The organism is Tsukamurella ocularis, assembly GCF_965138335.1.
GTDB lineage: Bacteria > Actinomycetota > Actinomycetes > Mycobacteriales > Mycobacteriaceae > Tsukamurella > Tsukamurella ocularis_A.
Genome location: NZ_CBCSDV010000017.1, coordinates 75,733 through 100,690, shown reverse-complemented (window position 1 = coordinate 100,690; position 24,958 = coordinate 75,733). Strand labels below are relative to the sequence as shown.

The following is a 24,958-nucleotide window of genomic DNA, read 5'->3' as shown; positions in this document are numbered from 1 at the left end:
TGCTCGCCGGTAGGCATGGTGAACGAGCCGACGACTCTCGGATTCCGTCCGGTTCGGACACGGTGTCCGAACCGGACAGAATCCGAGAGCTCGTTCGTCCGACACGCTGCCTCTCACCGCGCCGCCCGCCCTGCGTCGGCTCGCGCCGCGGTGACCGTGGCACCGTCGAACCCGGGAAGTGCGGCCTACTGCCAGCTGGGCAGCCAGAGCTCCAGGCGCCACCACCACATCGGGATGGGCGTGGCGGTCAGGATCGGCCAGAGCCAGGTGAAGTTCAGCACCACGATCGCCGCGTAGAGCACCACCAGCCAGCGGCCCAGTTGCAGCCGCTCGAAGCCGAAGTAGCGCGCGAGGCCGTCCAGGCCCAGCACCTCGCGGCAGATCAGCGCGATCATGATGCACAGGAAGGGCATCAGCGTGAGCGCGTAGAAGTAGTACATCTGTCGGTCCAGGTTGAGGAACCACGGCAGGTAGGTCGCGAAGTACATGGTCACGGGCGCGGCGTAGGCCCAGTCGCGCTTGACGAACATCTTCCACAGCGCCCACAGCACCACGGGCACCGCGATCCACGTGAGCGCGGGCGTGCCCACCGCCATCACCGCGCGCACGCACGGGCCGTCGCCGCACATGCCGCCCGACTGGTCCGCGGTGTAGTGGTAGAGCATCGGCCGCAGGCCCATCGGCCACGTCCACGGCTTCGACTCCCACGGGTGGTGGTTGCCGGCGGAGTTGGTCAGCCCGTCGTGGAAGTCGAGGATCGTGGCCTCGTAGAAGAACAGGGACCGCAGCGCCGCGGGCACCCAGGCGAAGGGGCCGCTGTCGCCGATCTGGTTCCCCACCGCATACCGGTAGACGGAGGTCTCCGAGGAGAACCAGGGCCAGAAGCTGCCGAGGTACACCAGGATCGGCACCACCCCGAGCGACATGCCCGACGGGATCAGGTCGCGCAGCAGTACGCCGCGCCACGGCCGGATCACGCCGTACTGCCGGCGGTTCGCCACGTCGAAGGCCAGCGAGAGCGCCAGGACGCCGATGAGGAAGTAGATGCCCGACCACTTCACGCCGCACGCGAGGCCCACCATGATCGCGGCGGAGAAGCGCCACCAGCGGAAGCCCAGCCGCGGTCCGTACAGCGAATCCGTGATCCGCCCCTCGATCGCTGCGCGGTGCAGCCGCTCCCGCATCTGGTCGCGGTCGACGAGGATCATCGCGAACGCCGCGAAGCCGAAGAAGACGAGGAAGATGTCGAGCAGCGCGACGCGCGAGGAGACCATCGTCAGGCCGTCGCAGATGAGGAACAGGCCCGCCAGGCCGCCGATCAGCGTCGATCGGGCGAGCCGCCGGGCCGCGCGGATCACCATGAACACGAGCAGCGTGCCGCACACCGCTGACATGAACCGCCAGCCCAGCGGGCCGTAACCGAACAGCCACTCGCCGATCGCGATCATCCACTTGCCCACCGGCGGGTGCACGATCAGCCCGAACCCGGGGTTGTCCTCGATCCACTGCCCGCCCGAGAGCACCTGCCAGCCCTGCGGGGCGTAGTGCTTCTCGTCGAAGACCGGGGTCTGCACGGGGGTGCTGCCGATGAAGCCGGTGTTGCTCGGGTAGCCCAGGTTGAAGAACCGGGTGGCCGCCGCGACGGCGGTCAGCACCAGCGTCACGGTCCAGCCGAAGGCGCGGTCGGTGGCTCCGAACACCGCGGGCGGGAGCCGCGGGCCGGGGCTCACCATCTCGCGGTCCTCGCTACGCCCCTCGGGCATCGCCACAGCTGTCACGCGACCCATCGTAGGGTGTGTGCTGTGGGAGCAGAGGACGCGCGCGGGGCACTGATCGTCGCCGGGGTGCCGATGGGCAACCCGGGTGACGCCACCGCGCGGCTCATCGCGGCGCTCGGATCCGCCGGCGTGATCGCCGCCGAGGACACGCGTCGGGCCCGCTCGCTGGCCGCCTCCCTCGAGGTCGAACCGCGGGGCCGGATCCTCAGTTTCTACGACCACAACGAGGCCGGCCGCATCCCGCAGCTGCTCGCCGCGCTCGACGCCGGCGAGACGGTCCTCCTCGTCACCGATGCCGGCATGCCGTCGGTGTCGGACCCCGGGTACCGCCTGGTCGCAGCCGTCGTCGAGGCGGGGCACCGGGTCACCTGCCTGCCGGGGCCGTCGGCCGTCACCACCGCCCTGGCCCTGTCCGGGCTGCCCGTCGAGCGGTTCCTGTTCGACGGTTTCGCCCCGCGCAAGTCCGGTGCCCGCCGGTCGTGGCTCGCCGAGCTGGTGACGGAACGTCGCGCGGCGGTCTTCTTCGAGTCGCCGCACCGCCTCGCCGAGACCCTCGCCGACGCCGCGGAGGTCCTCGGAACCGAGCGTCGCGCCGCGGTGTGTCGCGAACTCACCAAGACCTACGAGGAGGTCCGGCGGGGCACGCTGGGCGAGCTCGCCGCGTGGGCCGCCGACGGGGTGCGCGGCGAGATCACCGTCGTGCTCGAGGGTGCCGCCGCGGTCTCGGCGAACCCGGAGGATCACGTCGCCGCGGTGCTGCGCCGCGTCGAGGCGGGGGAGCGGCTCAAGGACGCCTGCGCCGCCGTCGCGACCGAGACCGGTGCCTCCAAGCGCGAGCTCTACGAGGCGGCGCTCGCCGCCCGCTGAATCCCACCGGTCCCGGGCACCGTCGCCGGGCGGGTCAGGATCAGGCGCAGCAACCCGACCACGACGATGCCGCCGACCGCGAGGTCGAGGTAGTGGCAGGCCATCGCGCCGAGGTACGTCGGGCCGCCCCAGGCGTTGACGGTGAAGTTCGGGTCCAGCCCGGCCAGCACCTGCACGCCCGCCCGGAACGCGGCGAAGACCAGCAGCCCCAGTAGCGGCGCCGCGAGCGCCAGCCGCGCCGGGGTGAGGGCGGGCGTGCGGGGACGCCACCGTCGGGCCCGGATCCCGAGCACGAGCGCCACCCCGACCACGGCCACCACCGCGTGCTGCGGCCACGCCGCGGTCCACGGGACGAAGCCCGCGACCTCCGGGTCGCGCCGGGTGAAGAGGTAGCCGCCGAACCCCACGCCGGCGGCGAAGGCCACCGCCAGCAGCAGGAGGAAGCGGCGCAGGGCGGGCGAGCGGAGGTCGATCATGCGGCCAGTCTCGCGGCCCGCGGCGCCCGCCGTCGTCACCCGCGCGGGTGAGATGTCTGATCGGAGTGGCCCGCTCGCTCCGCTCCCGGCGCCGGGCGGTACCCGACGATCGACGCGGCCTTGTCGAGGCACTCGCGCCACTCCGCGTCGGGCACGGAGTCGATGGTGATGCCGCCGCCCACGCCGAGACGGAGGGCACCGTCGCGCGCCTCGACGGTGCGGATCGCGACGCTCAGGTCCAGGCCCGTCAGCGGGTGGTCGATGCCGATCGCGCCGCAGTAGGTGCCGCGCGTGTGCCGCTCCCACGCGGTGATGCGGGTGCGGGCGGAGAGCTTCGGGGTGCCGGTGACCGATGCGGGCGGGAAGGTCGCGTCGAGCAACTCCGTACGGGCCGTGCCGGGCCGTTGCCGCGCGGTCACCGTCGAGACCAGGTGCCAAACGCCGGGCGCGGGCTCGACGCGCAGGAGCTCCGGGGTCCGGACGGTGCCCGTCGCGGCGACGCGGCTGAGGTCGTTGCGCACCAGGTCCACGATCATCACGTTCTCCGCCACGTCCTTGACGCTCGCGCGCAGGTCCTGCGGGGCCCGGGTGAGCGGCAGCGTGCCCTTGATGGGCCGGGAGGTGAGCACGCCGCCGCGCTCGGTGAGGAAGGTCTCCGGGGAGAACGACGCGACCGCGCCCCAGTCGCCCTCGAGGTAGGCGGCCTTCGCCGGGCGGGTGGCGGCGGCGATGTCGGCGAACAGGTCCAGCGGGTCGCCGGTGAGGGCGCCGTCGAAGCGGGTGCACACGTTCACCTGGTAGACGTCGCCCGCGCGGATCGCCTCCTGGCAGGCGAGGACGGCGGCGCGGTGATCGTCCCGGTCGGGCGCGGCCCACGTCGCGGCCCACGGTCTCGGGGCGGGCGCGGCGTCGGGGACCGGGAACGTCGGGTCGGTGCACGTCCACCGGCCGTCGTCGGCGAGGAGCAGCAGCGGGCCGGGGTCCCCGCCGATCGTCTCCGGGACCAGGCGCGGCTCGGCGGCGGTGTCCGGATAGCCGACGACGCCGAGCCACGGCGCACCGTCGGGTGCTGTCCCGGGTGTCAGGCGCGGGGCCGGCGCGATCACGGCCCGGTACCCGCCCCATGAGCCGAGCAGCGCCGCGGGCCGGTGGCCGCGTTCGCGGAGCGCCCGCAGCATGTCGACCGGTTGCACCGCGCCATCCTGTCACGGCCCCGTGCGCCGATCTCGGGGAGGAATGGGGGTTTCACCGGATGTGCGGGCCCCCGTCCGGCCGGAAGAGTGGGTGTCGGCCGGCGGATCTCTCCCACTCACCCGATCCGCCCGCCACCCGAACCACGGAGGAGGAGTGATGAACCCGGTGATCGACGGCGGCACGGCCCTCGGCGGGCGATTGGGGTGGGTGCACGTCGCCCACGGCGAGCGCAGCCAGGTCCGGTTCTACGCGGAGGGCGAGTACGCGGGTACCGCCGCCGCGCTGCCGACCGTCGACACCGAGGTCATCGGCGTGGACTACGACGTGGTCTACGTCCGCTACGGGCGCGACATCGCCCGTTTCCGCCTCGACGAGTCCGGCGCCGTCATCGCGCTGGACGCAGTGCCGGCGTCCGTCCTCGCCGGCTGACGAGCAGCGCGACCCCGGCGCCGATCACCCACGCGATCACCGGGTACATCGCGACGCGCTCCGCGAGCCCGGCCCAGCCGGAGGTCATCGCCACCGACGTCGCCGCGAAGCCCCCGATCCCTACGGTGCCGCACCGCACCGCGGCGCGCGCCGCCGTCGGATGCGTCGCCCGCAGCGAAAGGCCGAGCAGCAGGACCCCGACGGTGGGGGCGGGACCGCTGAGCAGGGCGACCGCCATGTGCGCCGCGGGGTACAGGTCACCCGGCGTGAGCCCGGCGCCGATCTTGCCCAGCCCGCCCAGGCCGAGGAGCACCGCGCCGGCCGCGGCGAGCCGGCCGGGCGGCAGCAGCGGCCGCAGCAGGAAGGTGCCCGCGAGCAGCGCGGCGCCGGTGGCGACGAAGCCGAGGTTCATCGCGAGGTGCCAGGGCGAGCACACCTCCGTGTGATAACCGCCCACATCGGCGGGGGCGCAGCCGACCATCCCGAGGTCGCTCACCATGTGCCGCACCGGGCTGTAGCCGTTGGTCACGCCGGCCATCGCGATCCCCTGGCCGACGAAGAAGGCCGCCGCCCCCGCCCAGCAGGCGGCGCCCGCGACGATCCGGTCCGGCGCGCCGCCCCAGCGCAGGCCCACGCCCAGGATCGCGCCGAGCACCGCGGCGATCGCGTGCTCGTCGTGCAGCGCGAGGAGCACGAGCGCTGCCGCGGCCAGCACCCCGATCGCGACGCGTCCGGATCGCGTGGACAGCGGCGCCGCCGCGACCGCCGCGGTGACCGCGAGCGTCATCGTCGCCAGCGAGCTGCCCGCACCGTCGGGGAAGCCGAAGGCGAGCGCCAGCAGGTTGCCGAGCACGCCGCCCGCGATCCAGACCACCGGCCCGAGCGCCGCGGGCAGCGCGCCACGTGTATCGCGTGCACCGCCCGCACCGCCCGCACCGCGTGCGGGGCCGCCGAAGGCGCGGGCCGCGAGCAACGCGGTCACGACCAGGGTGATGAGGTTGAAGCCCATGCCCCAGGCGCCGCCGCTCTGGATCACGAACGACGTGCCGATCCGCCACAGCTCGCCGCCGTCGATCGCGGAGGCGGAGCGCTGCCAGGCGTGTTCGAGGTCGGGGTGCAGGAGTTGGGCCGCCGACCCCGCCACGGCGACGGCGATGAGGGCCGTCGGCCACCGCGGGCGCGGCCGCTCCGCCGGGGGAGCGAGTCGGAGGATCCGCCAGGTGGCGAGGAAGAGGAGTCCGTAGAGGAAGCTGAGTGTCATGTCCGATTCCGTTGCGTGCGCTTGAGGTTCCCTCCGGATGGTGCCCCTCCGCAGTGTCGGACGGAATCCCCCGGAGGTGGGAGATCGGCACCGTCGCCGGGAGCGTTCCTCTCCGGGCCGGCGGGGCGGCGGTCCCGTCCGGCGGAAGCAGGACGATCCGCGGGCGCGCCGCACCGATAAGCTGGGCGCACCATGGCTGCAGACAAGGCTTTCTACATCACCACGGCGATCGCCTACCCGAACGGCGTGCCCCACATCGGGCACGCCTACGAGTACATCGCCACCGACGTGATCGCGCGCTTCCAGCGACTCGACGGCCGCGAGGTCTTCTTCCTCACCGGCACGGACGAGCACGGCCTGAAGATGCAGCAGACGGCCGCCAAGGAGGGCGTCGAGACCAAGGCCCTCGCCGATCGCAACGCCGCCGCCTTCGAGGCCCTGCAGCGCGCCGTCGGCTCGACGTTCGACCGGTTCATCCGCACCACCGACGCCGACCACTACGAGGCGTCGAAGGCGATCTGGCAGAAGATGGTCGACGCGGGCGACATCTACCTGGGCAAGTACTCGGGCTGGTACTCCGTGCGCGACGAGGCCTACTACGCCGAGGACGAGACCACCGTCACCGAGGACGGCACGCGGGTCTCGACCGACACCGGCACCGAGGTCGAGTGGACCGAAGAGGCGTCGTACTTCTTCAAGCTGTCCGCCTACCAGGACCGGCTGCTCGCGCTACTCGATCGTGAGGGCGGCTACCTCGAGCCGGCCACCCGTCGCAACGAGATCGTCAGCTTCATCAAGGGCGGCCTCAAGGACCTCTCGATCAGCCGCGACACCTTCGACTGGGGCGTCCCCGTGCCCGGCGACCCCGACCACGTCATGTACGTCTGGGTCGACGCGCTGACCAACTACCTCACCGGCGCCGGCTACCCCGACACGGAGTCCGAGCAGTTCACGACGTTCTGGCCGCCGACGCTGCAGATCATCGGCAAGGACATCATCCGGTTCCACGCCGTCTACTGGCCCGCGTTCCTGATGAGCGCCGGGATCGAACTGCCCGAGCGGGTCTTCGCCCACGGCTTCCTGTTCAACAAGGGCGAGAAGATGAGCAAGTCGGTCGGCAACGTCGTCGACCCGCACGCCCTCATCGCCGAGTACGGCCTCGACGCGCTGCGCTTCTTCCTGCTCCGCGAGGTGAGCTTCGGCCAGGACGGCAGCTACAGCCACGAGGCGATCGTCGGGCGGATCAACGCCGACCTCGCGAACGAGCTCGGCAACCTCGCGCAGCGCTCGCTGTCGATGATCAACAAGAACTGCGCGGGCACGGTGCCCACGCCCGGCCCGTTCACGCCCGAGGACGAGGCCCTCCTCGCCCGGGCCGACGGTCTGCTGGAGACCTCGCGACGCCATGTGGGCAACCAGGCGCTGCACCTGTACCTCGAGGCGATCTGGGAGGTGCTCGCCGAGACCAACCGCTACTTCTCGGCCCAGGAGCCGTGGAAGCTCAAGGCGAGCGACCCCGAGCGCATGGGGACGGTGCTCTACACGACCGCCGAGGTGGTCCGGCAGGTCGCGCTGCTGCTGCAGCCGGTGATGCCGGAGTCCGCGGAGGAACTGCTCACCCTGCTGGAGCAGCCCAAGGACCGGCGCACGTTCGACGCCGTGGGTACCCGCCTCGCCGCGGGCACCGCGCTGCCGAAGCCGCAGGGCGTGTTCCCGCGGTACGTCGAGCCCGAGTCCGACTAGCCGTCGCACGACCCGCGCCCCCGTCCGGATCTCCTCCGGGCGGGGGCGCGGTCGTCGTCAGGGGGTGGTCGCGAGGATGGCGAACTGGGCGGCGGCCTTCTGGCGCGCGACGGCCGCGTTGGCGTCGTAGACCTGACCCAGGTACCGCCCGACGGGGACCCAGCAGAAGGTGAGGTCGCCGCCCGTCATGCACGTGACCGACGGGAGCTGCGGGATGCCCGGCACGGCGGGGTTCTTGGCGGCGGCGGTCCGCGTCATGGTCGTCGCGGCCGCCGCGTCGCGCGTGCGGTAGACGACGCTGCCCGCGGAGCCGACCAGGTCGATACCGGCGGCGCGGTAGGTGTCGGTCTTCGAGATGTCCTGGAGGCGGTGCAGCTGGCCCGGCCAGGTGTACCAGTTCTCGAAGAGGGTCGGATCGTCCGAGCCGGACCCCGGGAGCGTCCGCGACAGGATGCCGTCCTTGTCGAGGTCGAGCGTGCGGATCTGCGCGACGGCGGTCGGCGCGAAGCCCTTGAGCTTCGCCAGCTCCAGCTCGTAGGCCTTGGTCACGAACCGCGCGCCCTGCTCCGTGGTCGGTCCGGTGCCGCTGACGTTCACGACGAAGGGCCCCTGCGCGACGTACGCGTCGACGGTGCCGGGCTTGAACTCGGAGGCGAGCACGTCGGGGGCACCGTCGACGGCGATCCGGACCTTCGGTGCGGACGTGGTGGAGGCGCGGATGTCCGCGACGGCCTGCTTCGCGGCGTCGGGGGTCTCGAAGCGGTAGAGGCCGATCCGCACGGCGATCGTCGGCTTGTCGAACGCGTCGCCGCGCGTGGTCGTCATGCCCACCCGCATCTTGTTGGACTGGAAGGCCCGGGCCGTGGCATCGGGAACGCGGGTGCGGAGACCGTCGCCGACGAGAACGGGGTAGGAGCGCAGACCCACTCCGCCGATGATGAGCCGCGGGTCGACCTCGTTCGCCTGGATCAGCGCCTCGTCGCCCATCCGATTGCCCTCGACCACCCAGGACCGGTTCTCGGAGGTGGTGATCGCGCGCGCCTGCGCCGGGAACCCGCCGTAGTCCAGGCCGGCGGGGACCGGCACCGTCGGGCCGGAGGACGTGCGGGGCGCTGCCGACGAGGACGCGGCGGCCGCGCCCGACGACGGGCTCGCCACCGGGTCTCCGCCGGTGGTGTTGCAGGCCGCGAGCAGCGCGGCGCCGGCGACGACGGCGGCGGACAGGACGGGCTTCTTCATGCGTTCTCCTCGGTCGGACACCGCACGAGGACACCAGGTGCCCCTTCGCGGCTGCTTAACGCAGTATTAAGTACGGTCCCCGGCGCGGGCCGCGCGGAGGTACCGGGACAATGGTCCGCATGGGGAAGAAGAAGCCGCCGCCTCCGCTGCCCGCGCCGCTGCCCGGCCTGGTCGACGCGCACACCCACCTCGACGGCTGTCGCGCGACCACGGCCGAGGCCGTGCGGGAACTCGTCGACCGGTCCGCCTCCGTCGGCGTCGACCGCGTCGTCACCGTCGCCTGCGACCTCGACCAGGCGCGCTACGTCATCGAGGCCAGCCGCTGGGACGAGCGCGTCTTCGCCGCCGTGGCCCTGCACCCCACGGACGCGCACCAGCTCGAGGTCGACGGTGCGCCGGCGGAGCTCGAGCGCCTGGCCGCCGATCCGCGGTGCGTGGCGATCGGGGAGACGGGCCTGGACTGGTACTGGCTCGGCAAGCGCGAGGACGTCGCGACGCCGGCCCAGCAGCACGCGGCCTTCGAGTGGCACATCGACCTGGCCAAGCGGCTCGGCAAGCCGCTGATGATCCACAACCGCGAGGCCGACGCCGACATCCTCGCCGACCTGGAGCGCTTCGGCGCCCCCGAGACCGTGATCTTCCACTGCTTCTCCGGCGACGCGGCGATGGCGCGCGAGTGCGTCGACCGGGGCTACGTGCTGAGCTTCTCGGGAACCGTCACCTTCACCAACGCGACGGAGCTGCAGGAGGCCGCGCGCCTCGTCCCGGACGGTCAACTGCTCGTCGAGACCGACGCGCCGTATCTCACACCCCACCCGTACCGGGGTGCGCCCAACGAGTCGTACTGCATCCCCTACACCGCCCGCTACCTCGCTGACCTGCGCGGAGTCGCGCCGGAGGAGCTCGCTGCGGCCACCACGGCCACGGCGGACCGTGTGTTCGGCGCCACATTCGCGGGCGCGAAATGAACAGAAGCTGGCACGCCTCCCACTTCTCCGTTACCGTACTGTGATGTAACGGCGACCGAAACGTCGCCGAGCGCCACACCTGCAGTCCACCCATGGGAAGTCACCAGTGCCTGAGCTCGACGCAGACGACAACACCACCACGGTGGATCAGCCCACCTCCCACACTCGCCGCGGCGCCTTCGGTGCCACGCGGGAGCGCACCGCCGAATTCGACGTGACCCAGGTCTTCGCCCGGTTTAGCGACATCGACGGCGCGCCCCTCGACCCCGAGGCGGACCGCGAGATCATCGATCTCGAGGCCGAGGTCTACGGCGACGACGCTGTGGCGGAGGCCGAGAGCCTCGCGCTCGAGGCCGAGGAGAAGTACAACGCGGAGCACCCGCAGGAGCTCCCCGAGCCCGCCGTCCTCGACGAGGACGCCGACGAGGCGCCGGAGCCCGCCGCGCAGGCGAAGGACGACGACGGCAAGTCCGGCGTCATCGACGGACTGTCGGCCAAGCTCGAGAACACCCCCGTCCGCGCCGTCACCGGCGCCATGCTGGTCGCCCTCATGGCCACCGGCGGCACCGCCGCCGCGCTGTACCAGGACTTCACCGTCACGGTCGACGGGCAGACCCACGAGGTCTCCACGATGAGCCGCTCGGTGAAGTCGATCCTCGGCTCCGCCGGTGTCGACGCCGACGCCGCCGACCGGGTGAGCCCGGGCCTCGGCGAGTCCGTCCAGCCGGGCCAGCCGATCACCGTGCAGCACGCCCGCGACGTCGCGGTCAACGTCAACGGCAAGGTCCGCACCGTCAAGACCACCGACCTGACGATGGGCGCCGCCCTCGCCTCGGCCGGCCTCGGCGACGCGAAGAACTTCGTCTCCGTCCCGCTCGACACGCAGGTCCCGCTCGACGGTGCCGCGGTCTCGGTCGTCACGCCCGTCGCGGCCACCGTGATCGACGCGGGCGGCAAGGTCGCCGCCACCGCGGCCGGCCGCACCGTCGGCGAGTACCTCGCCAAGATGGGCGTGCCGCTGATCCAGCAGGACTCCGTCAAGCCGAGCGCCAACACCCCCGTCACCCCCGGCATGACCATCTCGGTCAACCGGAACCGGACCTCCACCGTGACGGTCACCGAGCCGTACACGGCGCCGCCCAAGAAGGTCGACGACCCGAAGCTGACCAACGGCAAGACCCAGGTCACCGACCCGGGCAAGCCGGGTAAGCAGGAGGTCCAGTACCGCGAGCACGTGGTGGACGGCAAGGTCGTCTCCCGCGAGAAGGTGGGCTCCAAGGTCCTCGACCCGGGTGTCGCCGGCGTCACAGCCGTGGGCACGGCCCCGGGCGCGCCCTACGTGGCTCCGGGTTCGGTGTGGGACCGCCTCGTGCAGTGCGAGTCCACCGGCAACTGGGCGATCAACACGGGCAACGGCTTCTACGGCGGCGTCCAGTTCGACTACGGCACCTGGCTGCGCCACGGCGGCGGCAAGTACGCCCCGCGCGCCGACCTCGCCACCCGCGAGGAGCAGATCGAGATCGCCCGCAAGACGCTCAAGGCGCAGGGCTGGAGCGCGTGGCCCGCGTGCTCCTCGAAGCTCGGCCTGTCCGGCAACTCGGAGTAGTCCCAGTAGACTCAGCCGCTGTGACCGGCGCCGAATTCAAGAATCAGGCACGACTGCTCGGCCCCGCGGAGATCCGCGCGTTGGCCGGGCAGTTGTCCGTTCGCCCCACGAAGACGCTGGGGCAGAACTTCGTGCACGACCCGAACACGGTCCGCAAGATCGTCGCCGCCGCGGACGTCCGCCCCGACGACGTCGCCCTCGAAGTCGGCCCCGGCCTGGGCTCGCTCACCCTCGCGCTGCTCGACGCCGCCGCCTCGGTCACCGCGATCGAGATCGATCCCGTTCTGGCGGAACAGCTCCCGACGACGGTTGCCGAGCGTGCCCCCGAGCTCGCCGGGAACCTCACGGTGATCGGCGAGGACGCCCTCAAGGTGTCCGGCGCGCAGGTCTCCGCCGCGGGATCGCCGACGGTGCTCGTCGCGAACCTCCCGTACAACGTCTCGGTGCCGGTGCTGCTGCACCTGCTGGCCGAGGTCCCGACGCTGCGCACCGTGCTCGTGATGGTGCAGCTCGAGGTGGCCGACCGGCTCGCCGCGGCCCCGGGGTCGCGCGTGTACGGCGTCCCGTCGGTCAAGGCGGCGTACTACGGGCGGGTGCGCAAGGCCGGCACCGTCGGGCGCGCGGTCTTCTGGCCCGAGCCCAATGTCGAGTCGGGGCTGGTCCGGATCGACCTGCACGGCCCCGAGGACCGGGTCGACGTGGACCGCGCCCGCCTGTGGTCGGCCGTCGACGCGGCCTTCGCGCAGCGTCGCAAGACGTTGCGCGCCGCGCTCGCGACCTGGGCCGGATCGCCGGCGGCGGCCGAGGAACTGCTGCTCGCGGCCGGTATCGATCCGCGCGAGCGGGGGGAGAAGTTGTCGGTCGAGCAGTTCGCCGCCCTCGCCGCCGCCAGGCCCGCGGCACCGGCCCCGTAGTCTGGACCGCGTGCTTTCCGTGGTTCCGACCCCGCTGACCGTGCGGGCGCCCGCCAAGGTGAACCTCCACCTGGGCGTCGGTGACGTGCGACCCGACGGCTTCCACGAGCTGGTCACCGTCTTCCAGGCGCTCTCGCTGCACGACGACGTGACCCTCACCCCGGCCGACGCGCTGACCCTGCACGTGACCGGGGAGGGCGTGCGCGACGTGCCCACCGACCCGACGAACCTGGCCGCCCGCGCCGTGGTCGCGCTGGCCGAGCGGTACGGGCGGGACCCGAACATGCGCATCGACATCGCCAAGGGCATCCCGGTGGCCGGCGGCATGGCGGGCGGCTCCGCGGACGCGGCCGCCGCGCTGCTCGGCGCCGCCACGCTGTGGGGCCTCGACATCGGCCGCGGCGAGCTCGACGAGGTGGCCGCGACGCTCGGCTCCGACGTCCCCTTCTCGCTGCACGGCCACACCGCGCTCGGCACCGGCCGCGGCGAGCGGCTGATCCCCGCGCTGGCCCGCGGCGAGTTCCACTGGACGCTCGCCCTCGCGCGCGAGGGGCTCAGTACCCCCGCGGTGTACCACGAGCTGGACCGGCTGCGGGAGGCCGGCGATCCGCCGCGCGCCGGCAGCCCCGACGAGCTGCTCGCCGCCGTGGCCTCCGGCGATCCGCATCGTCTGGCGCCGCTGCTCGCGAACGACCTGCAGGCCGCCGCGCTGTCGCTGCAGCCCGGACTGCGGCGCACCCTGCGCGCGGGCCTGGAGGCGGGCGCGCTCGCCGGCATCGTCTCCGGCAGCGGCCCCACCTGCGCGTTCCTCTGTGCCAGTGCCGAGGACGCCGTCGACGTGGGCACCGAGCTCGCCGGCGCGGGGGTCTGCCGGACGGTGCGCGTGGCCTCCGGCCCGGTGCCGGGCGCCACCGTCGTGCCGTAGGCGCACCCTTCTCACCCTTGTCGGAATCGGGGCCGACGCGGCCTTGCTCGATACCCCCTAGGGGTATACATTCGGAGTCAGATACCCGCAGGGGGTACCCCCGATCCGAGGAGGAACCATGGACGGCCGGAAGACGACGCGGCGTTCGATGAATCCGGCGGCCAAGCTGGCGGTCTACGGCGCCGGCCTCGTGGTGGCGTTCGGCGGCGCGTACGGCATCGCCGGCGCCGTGGTGCCGGACGCCGCCGTCGCCGAGTGGAACGCCCAGGCCGACCAGGGGCACGGCGAGCACGCCGCGCCGGCCGCGACCGCCCCGGCCGCGGCGACACTCAAGGGCGTCGCGCTCAGCGCCGAGGGGCTCACCTTCGCGCCGGTGAGCGCTCCGCGCGCGGTGGGGGAGGCGGGCATCCTGAGCTTCCGCATCGAAGACGCCGCCGGCGCCCCGGTGACCGCGTACACGACCACGCACGAGAAGGACCTGCACCTCATCGTGGTCCGCGCCGACGGCACGCAGTTCCGGCATGTCCACCCCGTCCTCGACCGCGCCACGGGCACCTGGTCGGTGCCGTGGAGCTGGGCCGAGGCCGGGACCTACCGCCTCTACGCCGATTTCGCCCCCGCGACGGGCTCCGCCGTCACGCTGACGCGCACCGTCGAGGTCGCGGGCGGCTACGCCCCCGCCGATCCGGCGCCGTCGCGCATCGCGCAGGTCGACGGCTTCACCGTCGCGCTCGAGGGTGATCTCGTCGCCGGCGCCTCGAGCCCGGTCACGCTGCGCGTCACCCGCGGCGACGCCCCCGTCACGGCGCTGCAGCCCTACCTCGGGGCATTCGGCCACCTCGTCGCGCTCCGGCAGGGCGATCTCGCCTTCCTGCACGTGCATCCCGAGGGTGCCGAGCCGAAGCCGGGCGCCACCGGCGGGCCGGCCATCGCCTTCCAGGCGCAGGCCCCCACCGCGGGCAGATACCTGTTGTACCTGGACTTCCAGGTCGACGGGGTGGTGCGCACCGCGAGCTTCGTCGTCGACGCGGCCGCGTCGNCGGCGCCGCAGAACCCCACCCCTGCAACCACATCCGGACCGTCGGCCGACGGCCACGGCGGACACTGACGCACACTCGGACGAGGAGGAATCGACCATGAGCACACCCGGCGGCACCACCGGCGGCGCGCACATCGAACTGGACATCGGTGGCATGACCTGCGCCTCGTGCGCGAACCGGATCGAGCGGCGCCTCAACAAGATCGAGGGCGTGAGCGCCACCGTCAACTACGCCACCGAGAAGGCGAAGGTGGTCGCGCCCGAGGGCGTCGACCCGCAGCGGATCATCGACGAGGTCGTCGGCACCGGCTACAGCGCCACGGTCTCCGGGGTGGCGGCACCGTCGGGTCCGGGCGGCGAGGAGAGCACTCCCGCCGACGTCGAACTGGCGTCGCTGCGCACCCGGCTGATCGGCGCCGTCGTGCTCAGCGTGCCGGTCATCGCCATGGCGATGGTCCCCGCGCTGCAGTTCACCTACTGGCAGTGGGCCTCCCTGGCCCTCGCCTCGCCCGTGATCCTGTGGGGCGCATGGCCCTTCCACAAGGCGGCGTGGGCGAACCTCAAGCACGGCACGGCCACGATGGACACCCTGATCTCCATGGGCACGCTGTCGGCGTTCCTGTGGTCGCTGTACGCGCTCTTCCTCGGCACGGCGGGGGAGCCGGGGATGAAGCACCCCTTCTCCCTCACGCTCGCGCCGTCCGACGGTGCCGCCAACATCTACCTCGAGGTGGCCGCGGGTGTCACCATGTTCATCCTCGCCGGGCGGTACTTCGAGAAGCGTTCCAAGCGGCGGGCCGGGGCGGCGCTGCGCGCGCTGCTCGAGCTGGGCGCCAAGGAGGTCTCCGTCCTGCGCGACGGGGCCGAGGTGAAGATCGGCGTCGACGAGCTGCGCGCCGGCGACGAGTTCGTCGTGCGGCCCGGCGAGAAGATCGCCACCGACGGCGTGGTCGTCTCCGGCACCTCCGCGGTCGACGCCTCGATGCTCACCGGCGAATCGGTGCCCGTCGAGGTCGGCCCCGGCGATGCGGTCACCGGCGCCACGGTCAACGCCGGGGGACGCCTCGTGGTGCGGGCCACCCGCGTCGGCTCCGACACGCAGCTCGCGCAGATGGCGCGCCTCGTGGAGGAGGCCCAGACCGGCAAGGCCGAGGTCCAGCGCCTCGCCGACCGGATCTCCGGCGTCTTCGTGCCGATCGTCATCGCGATCGCCGCGATCGCCCTGGGTGGCTGGCTCGGCGCGGGCTTTCCGGTCTCGGCGGCCTTCACCGCCGCGGTCGCGGTGCTCGTCATCGCCTGCCCGTGCGCGCTGGGCCTGGCGACGCCGACGGCGCTGCTCGTCGGCACCGGCCGGGGCGCCCAGCTGGGCATCCTCATCAAGGGCCCCGAGGTCCTCGAATCGACCCGCCGCGTGGACACCGTCGTGCTCGACAAGACCGGCACGGTGACCACCGGCCGGATGACCCTGGTCGACGTGATCACCGAGCAGGGCGTGGACCCGCTCGACGTGCTGCGCTTCGCCGGAGCCCTGGAGGACGCCTCCGAGCACCCGATCGCGCAGGCGATCGCCAAGGGCGCGACCGCGAAGGTCGGAACGCTCGCGCCCGTCGAGGGATTCGCCAACGTCGAGGGGCAGGGCGTGCAGGGCGTCGTCGACGGCCACGGCGTGATCGTCGGCCGCGAGTCGCTGCTCGCCGACTGGGCGCTGCGCCTGTCCGACGAGCTCGTCGCGGCCAAGGCCGCCGCCGAGGCCCGGGGCGCCACCGTCGTGGCGGTCGGCTGGGACGGGGCCGCGCGCGGCGTCTTGGTCGTCGCCGACACCGTGAAACCGACCAGCGCGGAGGCGATCCGGGAACTGCGCGCACTGGGCCTGACCCCCGTGCTGCTCACCGGCGACAACGAGGCCGCCGCGCGGCACATCGCCGCCCAGGTCGGCATCGACGAGGTGATCGCCGAGGTCATGCCGCAGGACAAGGTCGCCGTGGTGACCCGCCTGCAGGCCGAGGGCCGCGTGGTCGCGATGGTCGGCGACGGGGTCAACGACGCCCCCGCGCTCGCCGCCGCCGACCTGGGCCTGGCGATGGGCACGGGCACCGACGTCGCGATCGAGGCCGCGGACATCACCCTGGTCCGCGGGGACCTGCGCGCCGCGGTGGATGCGATCCGCCTGTCGCGCAGCACGCTCCGGACGATCAAGACGAACCTGTTCTGGGCGTTCGCCTACAACGTCGCGGCCATCCCGGTGGCGGCCCTGGGCATGCTCAACCCGATGCTCGCCGGCGCGGCGATGGCCTTCTCCAGCGTCTTCGTCGTCGGGAACAGCTTGCGCCTGCGCGGATTCCGCGGCGTCGCGGCGCAGTCGCCCGCCGGAGATTCGCCCGTCGAGACGGCACCGGTCCCGGCCCCGTCGGACGAGAAGACCACCTGCCCGGTCATGGTGGGAAATCCGGTGGTGAAGTCCGCCGCGGAGGAGCGTGGACTGTTCCGCGACTACGACGGTGAGCGGTACTTCTTCTGCTGCCCCTCGTGCGCCCCGAAGTTCGACGCCGACCCGGCGAAGTACGCGGCCAACGTGGCCTGACGCGCTACCAGCGGAAACCACCGCTCCCCGCAGTTATCTCCGCTCGCCCCGCAGATTTGCGCCGCGACCGGAGATTTCTGCGGGGTGGGGATGGATCGGGGCGGGCCGGCTGCCCGCCGATCCGTCAGCCCTCCAGCGCCTCGGACAGCTCCAGCCAGCGCAGCTCCTGCTCGGCCAGCTCGTCCTCCAGTGCGGAGATCTTCTTCATCTCCTCCGCGAGGCCCGCGTAGTCGCCCTGATCGTGCTCGGCCAGCGCCAGTTTCGCCTTCTCGACCTGCTCCGTCAGTTTGGTCATCCGGCGCTCGACGGCCGTGACCTCCTTCTGCGCCGCCCGCAGTTCCGCGCCGCTCAGCCCGGACTCGGCCGGTGCGTCGGCGGGCGCCGAATCCGCACGGGAGGAACCGGATCCGGAGCTAGCGCCGTGCTGGGCCCGCCGCAGGGCGAGGTACTCGTCGACGCCGCCGGGCAGGTGCCGCAGGCGCCGCTCGAGGATGCCGTACTGCTGATCGGTGACGCGCTCGAGGAAGTAGCGGTCGTGCGAGACCACGATGAGCGTGCCCGGCCACGAGTCGAGGAGGTCCTCCATCGCGGCCAGCATGTCGGTGTCCAGGTCGTTGGTCGGCTCGTCGAGGATGAGCACGTTCGGCGAGTCCAGCAGGATGAGCAGCAGCTGCAAGCGCCGCTTCTGCCCGCCGGAGAGGTCCTTGACCGGCGTCGAGAGCTGCGCGCTCGCGAAGCCCAGCCGCTCCAGCAGCTGCGACGGGGTGAGCTCCTGCGCCTTGGACCCGCTGCCCACGGTGAAGCTCGTGGCGAGGTTCGCGAGCACCACCCGGACGGGATCGTCCCAGTGCTGCTCGAGCTCGTCGAGCCGCTGCGTCAGCGTCTGCACCTTGACGGTCTTGCCGCGCTTGACGGTGCCCGTCGTGGGCTGGACGGCACCGTCGATCAGCCCGAGCAGCGTCGACTTGCCCGCCCCGTTGACGCCGAGGATGCCGGTGCGTTCGCCGGGCGCGACGCGCCACTCGATGTCGCTGAGCACCTGCCTGTCGCCGTACGCGACGCCCACGTCGAGGATGTCCACGACGTCCTTGCCGAGCCGCGAGACCGCGAGCGACTGCAGCTCCGTCCGGTTGCGGATCTCCGGGACGTCGGAGATGAGGGCGTTCGCCGCGTCGATCCGGAACTTGGGCTTGCTCGTGCGGGCGGGGGCGCCGCGGCGCAGCCAGGCCAGCTCCTTGCGCGCGAGGTTCTGCCGCTTCTGCTCGATCGTCGCCGCCTGCCGGTCGCGCTCCACGCGCTGCAGGATGTACGCGGCGTAGCCGCCCTCGAAGGGCTCGACGATGCGGTCGTGCACCTCCCACGTCGCGGTGCAGACCTCGTCGAGGATCCACCGGTCGTGGGTCACCATGAGCAGGCCGCCCTGGTTCGCGGGCCACCGGGTCTTGAGGTGGCCGGCGAGCCACTCGATGGCCTCGACGTCCAGGTGGTTGGTCGGCTCGTCGAGGATCAGCACGTCGTGCTCGCCCGCGAGGAGCTGCGCCAGCTGCACGCGGCGGCGCTGCCCGCCGGAGAGCTCGCCGAGCCGGGCGTCCCAGGGCAGGTCGGTGAGCAGGCCGGCGAGGATGTCGCGGACCTTCGGGTCGCCCGCCCAGACGTGCTCCTCGGTGTCGCCCACCACCGCGTGCCCGACGGTCTCCTCGTCGTCGAACAGGTCGGTCTGGGTGAGCACGCCCACGCGGACCCCGCCCCGTCGGGTCACGCGGCCGGAGTCGGGCTCGCGGGTGCCGGCCAGCATGCCGAGCAGGCTGGACTTGCCGTCGCCGTTGCGGCCGACGATGCCGATCCGGTCGCCCTCGTTGACGCCGAGGGAGACCGAATCGAAGACCGTCTTGGTCGGGTACTCGAGGTGCAGCGCATCCGCGCCGAGAAGATTCGCCATCGCGCGTCCAGGTTACGCGGACACCTGCCATACTGATTTAGTTGGATATGCGACTAATCGCGAGGAGTGGGCTGTGAGCGACGCCGAGATCGTCACCACCGTGGTCGGGGGCACCGGCCACATCGAGCTGAACCGTCCGAAGGCGCTCAACGCGCTCACCATGGACATGGTGCACGCGATCGACGCGGCGCTGCAGGCCTGGGAGACGGACGACGCCGTGACGCGCGTGCTCCTCACCTCCGCCTCGCCCAAGGCGTACTGCGCCGGCGGCGACATCCGTGCCATCCGCGACCAGGTGGTGGCGGGGGAGGACTTCACCCCCTTCTTCCGCGACGAGTACGACATGAACCTCCGCCTCGCGGAGTTCCCCAAGCCCGTGATCGCCCTCATCGACGGCGTGAACATGGGCGGCGGCGTGGGCGTCTCGATCCACGGCTCGCATCGCGTCGTCTCGGAGAAGGCGCTCATCGCCATGCCCGAGGTCGCGATCGGCTTCCTCCCCGATGTGGGCGCCACGCACATCCTCGGCCGGCTCCCGCGCGGCTTCGGTGAGCTGATGGGGATGACCGCGGCCCGGATCGGCGCGGGCGATGCGCTCGCCGTCGGGCTCGCGACGCACTTCGTCCCGTCGTCGGCGATGCCGAACGTCAAGGACGCCCTGCTGGCCGGCGAGGACCTCGACGCCGTGCTCGCCCGGTTCGGCGACACCGCACCCGCCTCGACGCTGCCGCTCGACGAGATCGCCGACGTCTTCGGCCGCGACTCGGTGACCGAGATCCTCGCAGGCCTCGCCACGACCTCCGGCGCCTGGGCGGACACGGCCCGCGAGCAGCTGTCCACGGCCTGCCCCACCTCGGTCTTCGTCACGTTCGACCTCATCCAGGGGTCGCGCGACCGCACGCTCGCCCAGTGCCTCGCGGAGGAGGCCGTGGTGGGCGCCCGCCTGGTGCGCCGCCCCGACTTCGTCGAGGGCATCCGCGCCGTCCTCATCGACAAGACCCGCGACCCGAAGTTCTCGCCGGCGTCGATCAGCGACGTCGAGGAGCACGAGATCGAGGCCATCCTCGGCTCCTGATCCGGTGCAGCTGTGCTGCGTGTTGTCCGAGGGACACTTCGACCGGACGTTGCACGAGCGGCTGTGAAACCATGACCGCCAGTGACACATCGGACATCGCTGCATGTCGGATGTGCCACTGGTGGTCGTGATCGCATAGCGCCCGGATCGAGGCCCGGACCCTCGTCGCCTGCGGGCTCACTGGCCGCAGATCGATGCCTGTATGGGCGAGCAGGGGCCAGTCACACTCGACTGGCTATGTACCGCAATACCAGTTGCTCGCGACGATGGGTCTCATGATCGTTTCGTGGACCGCGGTGGCGGGAATGGTGGTGACGGCGTTGGCGATGGTGCTCACGCCCGGGCCGAACATGATCTATCTCGTCTCGCGCAGCATCAGTCAGGGCCGCACGGCGGGACTGATCTCGCTCGCCGGCACGGGGGTGGGCTTCGTCGTCTACCTCACCCTCGCCAACCTCGGGCTGGCGGTGGTCTTCGTCGCCGTGCCGTGGCTGTTCATGGGCTTCAAGGCCGCGGGCGCGCTGTACCTCGGGTACCTCGCGTGGCAGGCGCTGCGCCCCGGCGGTCGCGGGCTCTTCGAAACCGCAGACCTGCCCCGCGATTCGAACGCCAAGCTGTTCCGCATGGGGCTCGTCACCAACCTGCTCAACCCCAAGGCGGCGATCATGTACCTCGCGCTGATCCCGCAGTTCATCGATCCCGCTCGCGGGCACACCGCGGCGCAGGGCTTCCTGCTGGGCGGCGTGCAGATCACGGTGTCGATGCTGGTCAACGCCGCGATCGTGGTGGCCGCCGGCGCGGTGGCGGCGCTGATCGTGCGGCGCCCCGCGTGGGCCGCGTGGCAGCGCCGGATCACCGGAACCCTGCTGGGGGCCGTCGCCCTGCTCCTCGCCCGCGAGGTCCCGCAGCGCGCCCGCGTCTGATCGCGTCCGAAACCGGCCTTGAATCGCGGCACGGCGAAGGATTCGGATCGTGGGTCGATCCGATGCGGTTTTCAGACGGTCAGCCCACCTGATACGTACCGGTGGCGCTCGCGATCAGCGTGTCGCCGGCCTGCGAGTACATGTCGCACCGCACGTGGCTCGTCCTCCGGCCGGTGGACAGGCGGTGCGCCCGCACCCGCAGGCCGTCCTCGATGAGCGGGGCGATGAAGTTCACTGACAGCGAGGCGGTGACCCCGCGCAGCTTGTCGGGCACCGGGCGGCCCGCCCACGCCGCCACCATGACGCCGATGTCCGCCGCGGCGGCGATGAGGCCGCCGTGCAGCATCGTGCCGACCGTGGTGAGTTCGGGCCGGTAGGGGACGAGGAGTGTGGCGGTGCCGTCCGAGATGTCCTCCAATTGCACGCCGAGCAGTGCCACGAAGGGCGAGGCGGGGATGAACTGCTGCATGATCGCGGAGCCGTCGGCGGCCCCGGCGTCGAGCTGATCGGGCGAGATGGTCATCGCTGTTCTCCTAGTCTGACTGTGAAAACGAAGTTCGACTAGGATAGTGCCATGGAATCGCTGCTGACGGAACCCTCCGACAAGCGCCGGCGTCGCACCCGGGCGGCTCTCCTCGATGCGGCGCACGTGCTGTTCGCGCGCCCGGCCGGTTATCGCGGCACCTCGGTCGACGAGCTGGCGGCGCACGCGGGCATCGCGCTGACCAGCATCTACTCGAACTTCCCCGGCGGGAAGGCGGATCTCTACGCCGTGCTGGCCTGTCGGATCGGGAGCGAGCACGTCGCGGCGATGGCGGCCGCGGTCGCGGGCAGCGCGGGGGAGGAGGCCGCGCGTCTGGCCTTCGACGAGTATCTCGACTTCCATCGCCGGGAGCCGATCGCCTTCCGCGTGCTCGGTCTCACCGACGTGCACGGCGAGGAGTCCGAGACGGTCCGCGCGGCACGGGCGGAGGTGCGCGGCTACCTCGCGCGGGCCCTGGACGTGGTGATCACCGCGGTCGGGGAGCCCGCGGACGTGGCGCGAGCGGAGGTGATCCAGTGCTGGGCCGGTATCAACGGGCTGCTCGCCCTTGCGGCCCGCGGCCTGATCGACGCCGCCGAGGCGGACCGTCTGATCGGCGAGGTGCGCACCCGGTGCGCGGCGGGTCTCGCCGCGGCCGGCGGGGCTCGCGGCGTCAGTCGGCCGCGGCCACCAGCGGCTCGAGGGTGAGCGACGGGTGCTCCTTCTCGATGTACTGCAGCCGCCACTTGTCCGAGAACAGTGCCAGGAGGGCACCGTCGTTGCGCTCGAAGACCTCGACGCCGCGCTGCCGGTTCAGCTCATCCGCACTGGCCGCGTCGGTCCGGCGCGCGACCGAGTAGCCCAGGTGCTCGACCTGCACGTCGACGTTGAACTCCGTCTTCATGCGCGCGACCACGACCTCGAACTGCATGGGGCCCACCGCGGCCATGACGGGCGAGGCGTCGCCGCGGACGTCGTTGCGCAGCAACTGCACGACGCCCTCGGTACCGAGTTGCTCGACGCCCTTGCGGAACTGCTTGTACTTGCCCGCCGAGTCCGCGCGGACCACGGCGAAATGCTCGGGCGCGAAGGACGGGATCGGCGGGAACTGGACCTTCGCACCGTCGTACAGGGTGTCGCCGGGGGCGAGTGCGTTGGCGTTGACCAGGCCCACGACGTCGCCGGGATACGCGGTCTCGACGGTCTCCCGGTCGCGACCGACCACCGTCATCGCGTACTTGGTGGCGAAGGGCTTGCCGGTCTGCGCGTGCTGGACGACCATGCCGCGCTCGAACTCGCCGGAGACGATCCGCATGAACGCCAGGCGATCCCGGTGCGCCGAGTCCATGCCCGCCTGCACCTTGAAGACCACGGCGCTGAACGGATCGGTCACCTCGCGCTCGGACTCGTCGATCGTGGTCCGCGAGTGCGGCGGCGGCGCCAGCTCGACGAGGGCCTCCAGCAGCTGGCGCACACCGAAATTGAGGATCGCCGAGGTGAAGATCACGGGCGAGGTCTGGCCCGCCAGGAACATCTCCTGATCGTGGCCCTGCCCCATCTCGGTCATGAGTTCGGTCTCCTCGACCGCTTCGGCCCACACGTCGCCCTCGCGCTCGAGCGCCGCGTCGGTCGAAAGGTGGTCCTCGGGAGCGATCTTCGCGCCGCCGGCCGTGCGGGTGAAGTGCACGTACTCGTCCTTGCGCACGTCCCGCAGGCCGCGGAAGTCGCCCGCGATGCCGACGGGCCAGAACAGGGGGGTGGGGGTCAGCCCGATGCGCTCGGAGATCTCGTCGAGCAGCTCCAGCGGCGTGCGGCCGGGCCGGTCCCACTTGTTGATCACGGTGATCACGGGGATGCCGCGGTGCCGGCACACCTGGAAGAGCTTGAGCGTCTGCGGCTCCAGGCCCTTCGCGGCGTCGATGAGCATCACCGCCGCGTCGACGGCCGTCAGCACGCGGTAGGTGTCCTCGGAGAAATCGGCGTGGCCGGGGGTGTCGACCAGGTTGATCACCGACGGCTCCTCGTCCGGAGACGCGTCGGAGGGCGTGTAGTTGAACTGGAGCGCGGTCGAACTGACGGAGATGCCGCGCGCCTTCTCCATCTCCATCCAGTCGGAGACCGTCGACTTGCGGCCGGCCTTGCCGTGGATCGCGCCCGCCTCGTTGATCACCCGGGCGTGCAGCGCCAGGGCCTCCGTCATCGTCGACTTACCCGCGTCGGGGTGGCTGATGATGGCGAAGGTGCGGCGGCGGGAGACCTCGTCGGCAATCGAACTCACGGGGAACCAGTGTACCCGTATCCGCAGGTAGATCGTGTCGCGGTCAGACGGGGCGCGAAAGCGCGTGGACCACGTGGTCCGGCGGGTCGACGGGGTTGTCGGGCGGGATGTCGACGTGGCCCACGAGGGCGAAGCCCGCGCGCTCGAGCGCGCGCCACGACCGGCGGTTACCCGCCGCGACCGCCACCACGACGCGTTCGCCGCTCAGCTCGGTGAAGATCACCTCGCACATCGCCGCGATCATCGCGGTGCCGAGGCCGCGGCCGGTCGCGGCGGGGGAGCCGATCAGGTAGTCGATGCCCCAGTCGGCGGGACCGAGCCCGACGAGCGCATCGACCGCCGCGGTCTCGGGCTCGTCCGCGTAGTCGATCCACCGCTGCCGCTGGATCAGCCCGAACGGGGCCCCGGCACCGTCGAGTTCATCGGGCCCGCTCGCTGCACTCCCGGCGCCCAGTGCGAGCCAGTCCTGGGAGGGCTCGACGCCGTCGACGGACGGCCCGAAATCGCGCTCGATCGCCTCGGGGGAGGTCTCGTGGTTCCACCACCGCCGGTTGTGCGGCTCGGCGAGCCACGACGCGAGGAGCGGAAAGTCCTCGCGCGTGACCCGCCGGAAGGTGATCACCAGGCGTGCACCGTGTTCTGGGCGGCCTCGAGGCCGTCGCGGATCAGGAGCTCGACGGCGTCGGCCGCGTTGGCGACCAGCAGCGGCACCTCGGGCTTCTCCACCTTGGCGAAGGGCTTGAGCACGTAGTCGGCGGGGTCCTGCCGGCCCGGCGGGCGGCCGATCCCGGCCCGCACGCGCAGGTAGTCCTTGGTGCCCAGGTGCTGGGTCAGGGAGCGGAGGCCGTTATGGCCGCCCTCGCCGCCGCCGCGCTTGAGCCGGACGAGACCGAAGTCGATGTCCAGTTCGTCGTGCACGGCGATGACGTCGGTGGGCTCCACCGAGTAGAACCGGGCGAGCGCGCCCACGGGCTCGCCGGAGAGGTTCATGAAGGACTGCGGCTTCGCCAGGTGGACCTGGCGGCCGACGAGCCGCGCGCCCGCGACCTCCGCCCCCGACTTCTTGTGCCGGGAGAAGGAGGTGCGGGCGCGCGATGCGAGCTCGTCGACCACGTCGAAGCCGATGTTGTGCCGGGTTCCGGCGTACTTCTCGCCGGGGTTCCCCAGCCCCACGACGATGAGTGGCCGGTCGGTCATCGA

The 24,958-nt window shown here is 72.1% G+C and carries 21 protein-coding genes and 1 pseudogene; 12 read left to right on the top strand and 10 right to left on the bottom strand.

All coding sequences use genetic code 11. From position 1 onward, the window contains the following. Nucleotides 1–185 precede the first annotated feature (185 nt). A complete protein-coding gene (locus ACNAYW_RS16135; protein ID WP_415850676.1) occupies nucleotides 186–1,787 on the bottom strand; it encodes a dolichyl-phosphate-mannose--protein mannosyltransferase in 1,602 nt (533 codons plus the stop codon). 15 nt (nucleotides 1,788–1,802) lie between these two features. Between ACNAYW_RS16135 and rsmI the strand changes: the two genes are divergently transcribed. Then, a complete protein-coding gene (rsmI, locus tag ACNAYW_RS16130) occupies nucleotides 1,803–2,645 on the top strand; it encodes a 16S rRNA (cytidine(1402)-2'-O)-methyltransferase (protein WP_415850675.1) in 843 nt (280 codons plus the stop codon). On the opposite strand, the gene ACNAYW_RS16125 is transcribed toward rsmI, so the two are convergent. Both ACNAYW_RS16125 and ACNAYW_RS16120 read right to left on the bottom strand, forming a co-directional pair. After that, the gene (locus tag ACNAYW_RS16125; protein ID WP_415850674.1) at nucleotides 2,618–3,121 is read right to left on the bottom strand and encodes a hypothetical protein; all 504 of its coding nucleotides are present in this window, start codon (nucleotides 3,119–3,121) and stop codon (nucleotides 2,618–2,620) included. The genes rsmI and ACNAYW_RS16125 overlap by 28 nt on opposite strands. A gap of 35 nt (nucleotides 3,122–3,156) precedes the next feature. Then, complete coding sequence (locus ACNAYW_RS16120) at nucleotides 3,157–4,299, bottom strand: aminodeoxychorismate synthase component I (protein ID WP_415850687.1); 1,143 nt, start codon at nucleotides 4,297–4,299, stop codon at nucleotides 3,157–3,159. A 172-nt stretch (nucleotides 4,300–4,471) separates the two neighbouring features. Here ACNAYW_RS16120 and ACNAYW_RS16115 point away from each other — a divergent pair, with 172 nt between their 5' ends. Beyond that, entirely contained in the window at nucleotides 4,472–4,744 is a 273-nt protein-coding gene (locus ACNAYW_RS16115; RefSeq protein WP_415850673.1) for a hypothetical protein, read from the top strand. On the opposite strand, the gene ACNAYW_RS16110 is transcribed toward ACNAYW_RS16115, so the two are convergent. Further along, nucleotides 4,701–6,005, bottom strand: a complete 1,305-nt coding sequence (locus ACNAYW_RS16110) for a DUF998 domain-containing protein (RefSeq protein ID WP_415850672.1) — start codon at nucleotides 6,003–6,005, stop codon at nucleotides 4,701–4,703. The genes ACNAYW_RS16115 and ACNAYW_RS16110 overlap by 44 nt on opposite strands. A 192-nt stretch (nucleotides 6,006–6,197) precedes the next feature. Here ACNAYW_RS16110 and metG point away from each other — a divergent pair, with 192 nt between their 5' ends. After that, a complete protein-coding gene (gene metG, locus ACNAYW_RS16105; protein ID WP_415850671.1) occupies nucleotides 6,198–7,748 on the top strand; it encodes a methionine--tRNA ligase in 1,551 nt (516 codons plus the stop codon). A 57-nt stretch (nucleotides 7,749–7,805) separates the two neighbouring features. On the opposite strand, the gene ACNAYW_RS16100 is transcribed toward metG, so the two are convergent. Beyond that, nucleotides 7,806–8,987, bottom strand: a complete 1,182-nt coding sequence (locus ACNAYW_RS16100) for a DUF7373 family lipoprotein (protein WP_415850670.1) — start codon at nucleotides 8,985–8,987, stop codon at nucleotides 7,806–7,808. 119 nt (nucleotides 8,988–9,106) lie between these two features. Here ACNAYW_RS16100 and ACNAYW_RS16095 point away from each other — a divergent pair, with 119 nt between their 5' ends. The 6 genes and pseudogenes from ACNAYW_RS16095 (at nucleotide 9,107) to ACNAYW_RS16070 (ending at nucleotide 17,020) form a co-directional block, all read left to right on the top strand. Then, nucleotides 9,107–9,955 carry a TatD family hydrolase gene (locus ACNAYW_RS16095; protein ID WP_415850669.1) on the top strand — a complete coding sequence of 283 codons (849 nt, stop codon included), beginning with the start codon at nucleotides 9,107–9,109 and terminating at the stop codon, nucleotides 9,953–9,955. A gap of 106 nt (nucleotides 9,956–10,061) precedes the next feature. Then, nucleotides 10,062–11,561, top strand: coding sequence for a transglycosylase family protein (locus ACNAYW_RS16090; protein WP_415850668.1), 1,500 nt, complete (start codon nucleotides 10,062–10,064; stop codon nucleotides 11,559–11,561). Nucleotides 11,562–11,581: 20 nt separating this feature from the next. Continuing rightward, nucleotides 11,582–12,475 (top strand): 16S rRNA (adenine(1518)-N(6)/adenine(1519)-N(6))-dimethyltransferase RsmA, encoded by an 894-nt coding sequence (rsmA, locus tag ACNAYW_RS16085; protein WP_415850667.1) that lies wholly within the window; start codon nucleotides 11,582–11,584, stop codon nucleotides 12,473–12,475. A 10-nt stretch (nucleotides 12,476–12,485) separates the two neighbouring features. Then, nucleotides 12,486–13,400 (top strand): 4-(cytidine 5'-diphospho)-2-C-methyl-D-erythritol kinase, encoded by a 915-nt coding sequence (locus ACNAYW_RS16080; RefSeq protein ID WP_415850666.1) that lies wholly within the window; start codon nucleotides 12,486–12,488, stop codon nucleotides 13,398–13,400. Between the two features lie 148 nt (nucleotides 13,401–13,548). Next, nucleotides 13,549–14,439: pseudogene (locus ACNAYW_RS16075) on the top strand (heavy-metal-associated domain-containing protein); the annotation flags it as partial. A 97-nt stretch (nucleotides 14,440–14,536) separates the two neighbouring features. Further along, nucleotides 14,537–17,020 carry a heavy metal translocating P-type ATPase gene (locus tag ACNAYW_RS16070; protein WP_415850665.1) on the top strand — a complete coding sequence of 828 codons (2,484 nt, stop codon included), beginning with the start codon at nucleotides 14,537–14,539 and terminating at the stop codon, nucleotides 17,018–17,020. Between the two features lie 124 nt (nucleotides 17,021–17,144). On the opposite strand, the gene ACNAYW_RS16065 is transcribed toward ACNAYW_RS16070, so the two are convergent. Beyond that, on the bottom strand, nucleotides 17,145–18,959 hold the full coding sequence (locus tag ACNAYW_RS16065; protein WP_415850664.1) for an ABC-F family ATP-binding cassette domain-containing protein: 1,815 nt from the start codon (nucleotides 18,957–18,959) through the stop codon (nucleotides 17,145–17,147). A 73-nt stretch (nucleotides 18,960–19,032) separates the two neighbouring features. Between ACNAYW_RS16065 and ACNAYW_RS16060 the strand changes: the two genes are divergently transcribed. Both ACNAYW_RS16060 and ACNAYW_RS16055 read left to right on the top strand, forming a co-directional pair. Then, the gene (locus ACNAYW_RS16060; RefSeq protein ID WP_415850663.1) at nucleotides 19,033–20,034 is read left to right on the top strand and encodes an enoyl-CoA hydratase/isomerase family protein; all 1,002 of its coding nucleotides are present in this window, start codon (nucleotides 19,033–19,035) and stop codon (nucleotides 20,032–20,034) included. A gap of 278 nt (nucleotides 20,035–20,312) precedes the next feature. Continuing rightward, a complete protein-coding gene (locus ACNAYW_RS16055; RefSeq protein WP_415850686.1) occupies nucleotides 20,313–20,957 on the top strand; it encodes a LysE family translocator in 645 nt (214 codons plus the stop codon). 79 nt (nucleotides 20,958–21,036) lie between these two features. Here ACNAYW_RS16055 and ACNAYW_RS16050 read toward each other — a convergent pair whose 3' ends face one another. Next, nucleotides 21,037–21,480, bottom strand: a complete 444-nt coding sequence (locus ACNAYW_RS16050) for a PaaI family thioesterase (RefSeq protein WP_415850662.1) — start codon at nucleotides 21,478–21,480, stop codon at nucleotides 21,037–21,039. Nucleotides 21,481–21,531: 51 nt separating this feature from the next. Here ACNAYW_RS16050 and ACNAYW_RS16045 point away from each other — a divergent pair, with 51 nt between their 5' ends. Next, entirely contained in the window at nucleotides 21,532–22,188 is a 657-nt protein-coding gene (locus tag ACNAYW_RS16045; protein WP_415850661.1) for a TetR/AcrR family transcriptional regulator, read from the top strand. Here ACNAYW_RS16045 and ACNAYW_RS16040 read toward each other — a convergent pair. From ACNAYW_RS16040 to pth, 3 genes are read right to left on the bottom strand one after another with little or no spacing between them, the layout of a single operon-like run. After that, nucleotides 22,154–23,758: a peptide chain release factor 3 gene (locus tag ACNAYW_RS16040; protein WP_415850660.1), complete on the bottom strand. Its 1,605-nt coding sequence runs from the start codon at nucleotides 23,756–23,758 to the stop codon at nucleotides 22,154–22,156. The two genes, ACNAYW_RS16045 and ACNAYW_RS16040, sit on opposite strands and share 35 nt — an antisense overlap. 43 nt (nucleotides 23,759–23,801) lie before the next feature. After that, on the bottom strand, nucleotides 23,802–24,380 hold the full coding sequence (locus ACNAYW_RS16035; protein WP_415850659.1) for a GNAT family N-acetyltransferase: 579 nt from the start codon (nucleotides 24,378–24,380) through the stop codon (nucleotides 23,802–23,804). Beyond that, a complete protein-coding gene (pth, locus tag ACNAYW_RS16030) occupies nucleotides 24,377–24,955 on the bottom strand; it encodes an aminoacyl-tRNA hydrolase (protein ID WP_415850658.1) in 579 nt (192 codons plus the stop codon). The genes ACNAYW_RS16035 and pth overlap by 4 nt, the downstream gene beginning before the upstream one ends. Nucleotides 24,956–24,958 lie beyond the last annotated feature (3 nt).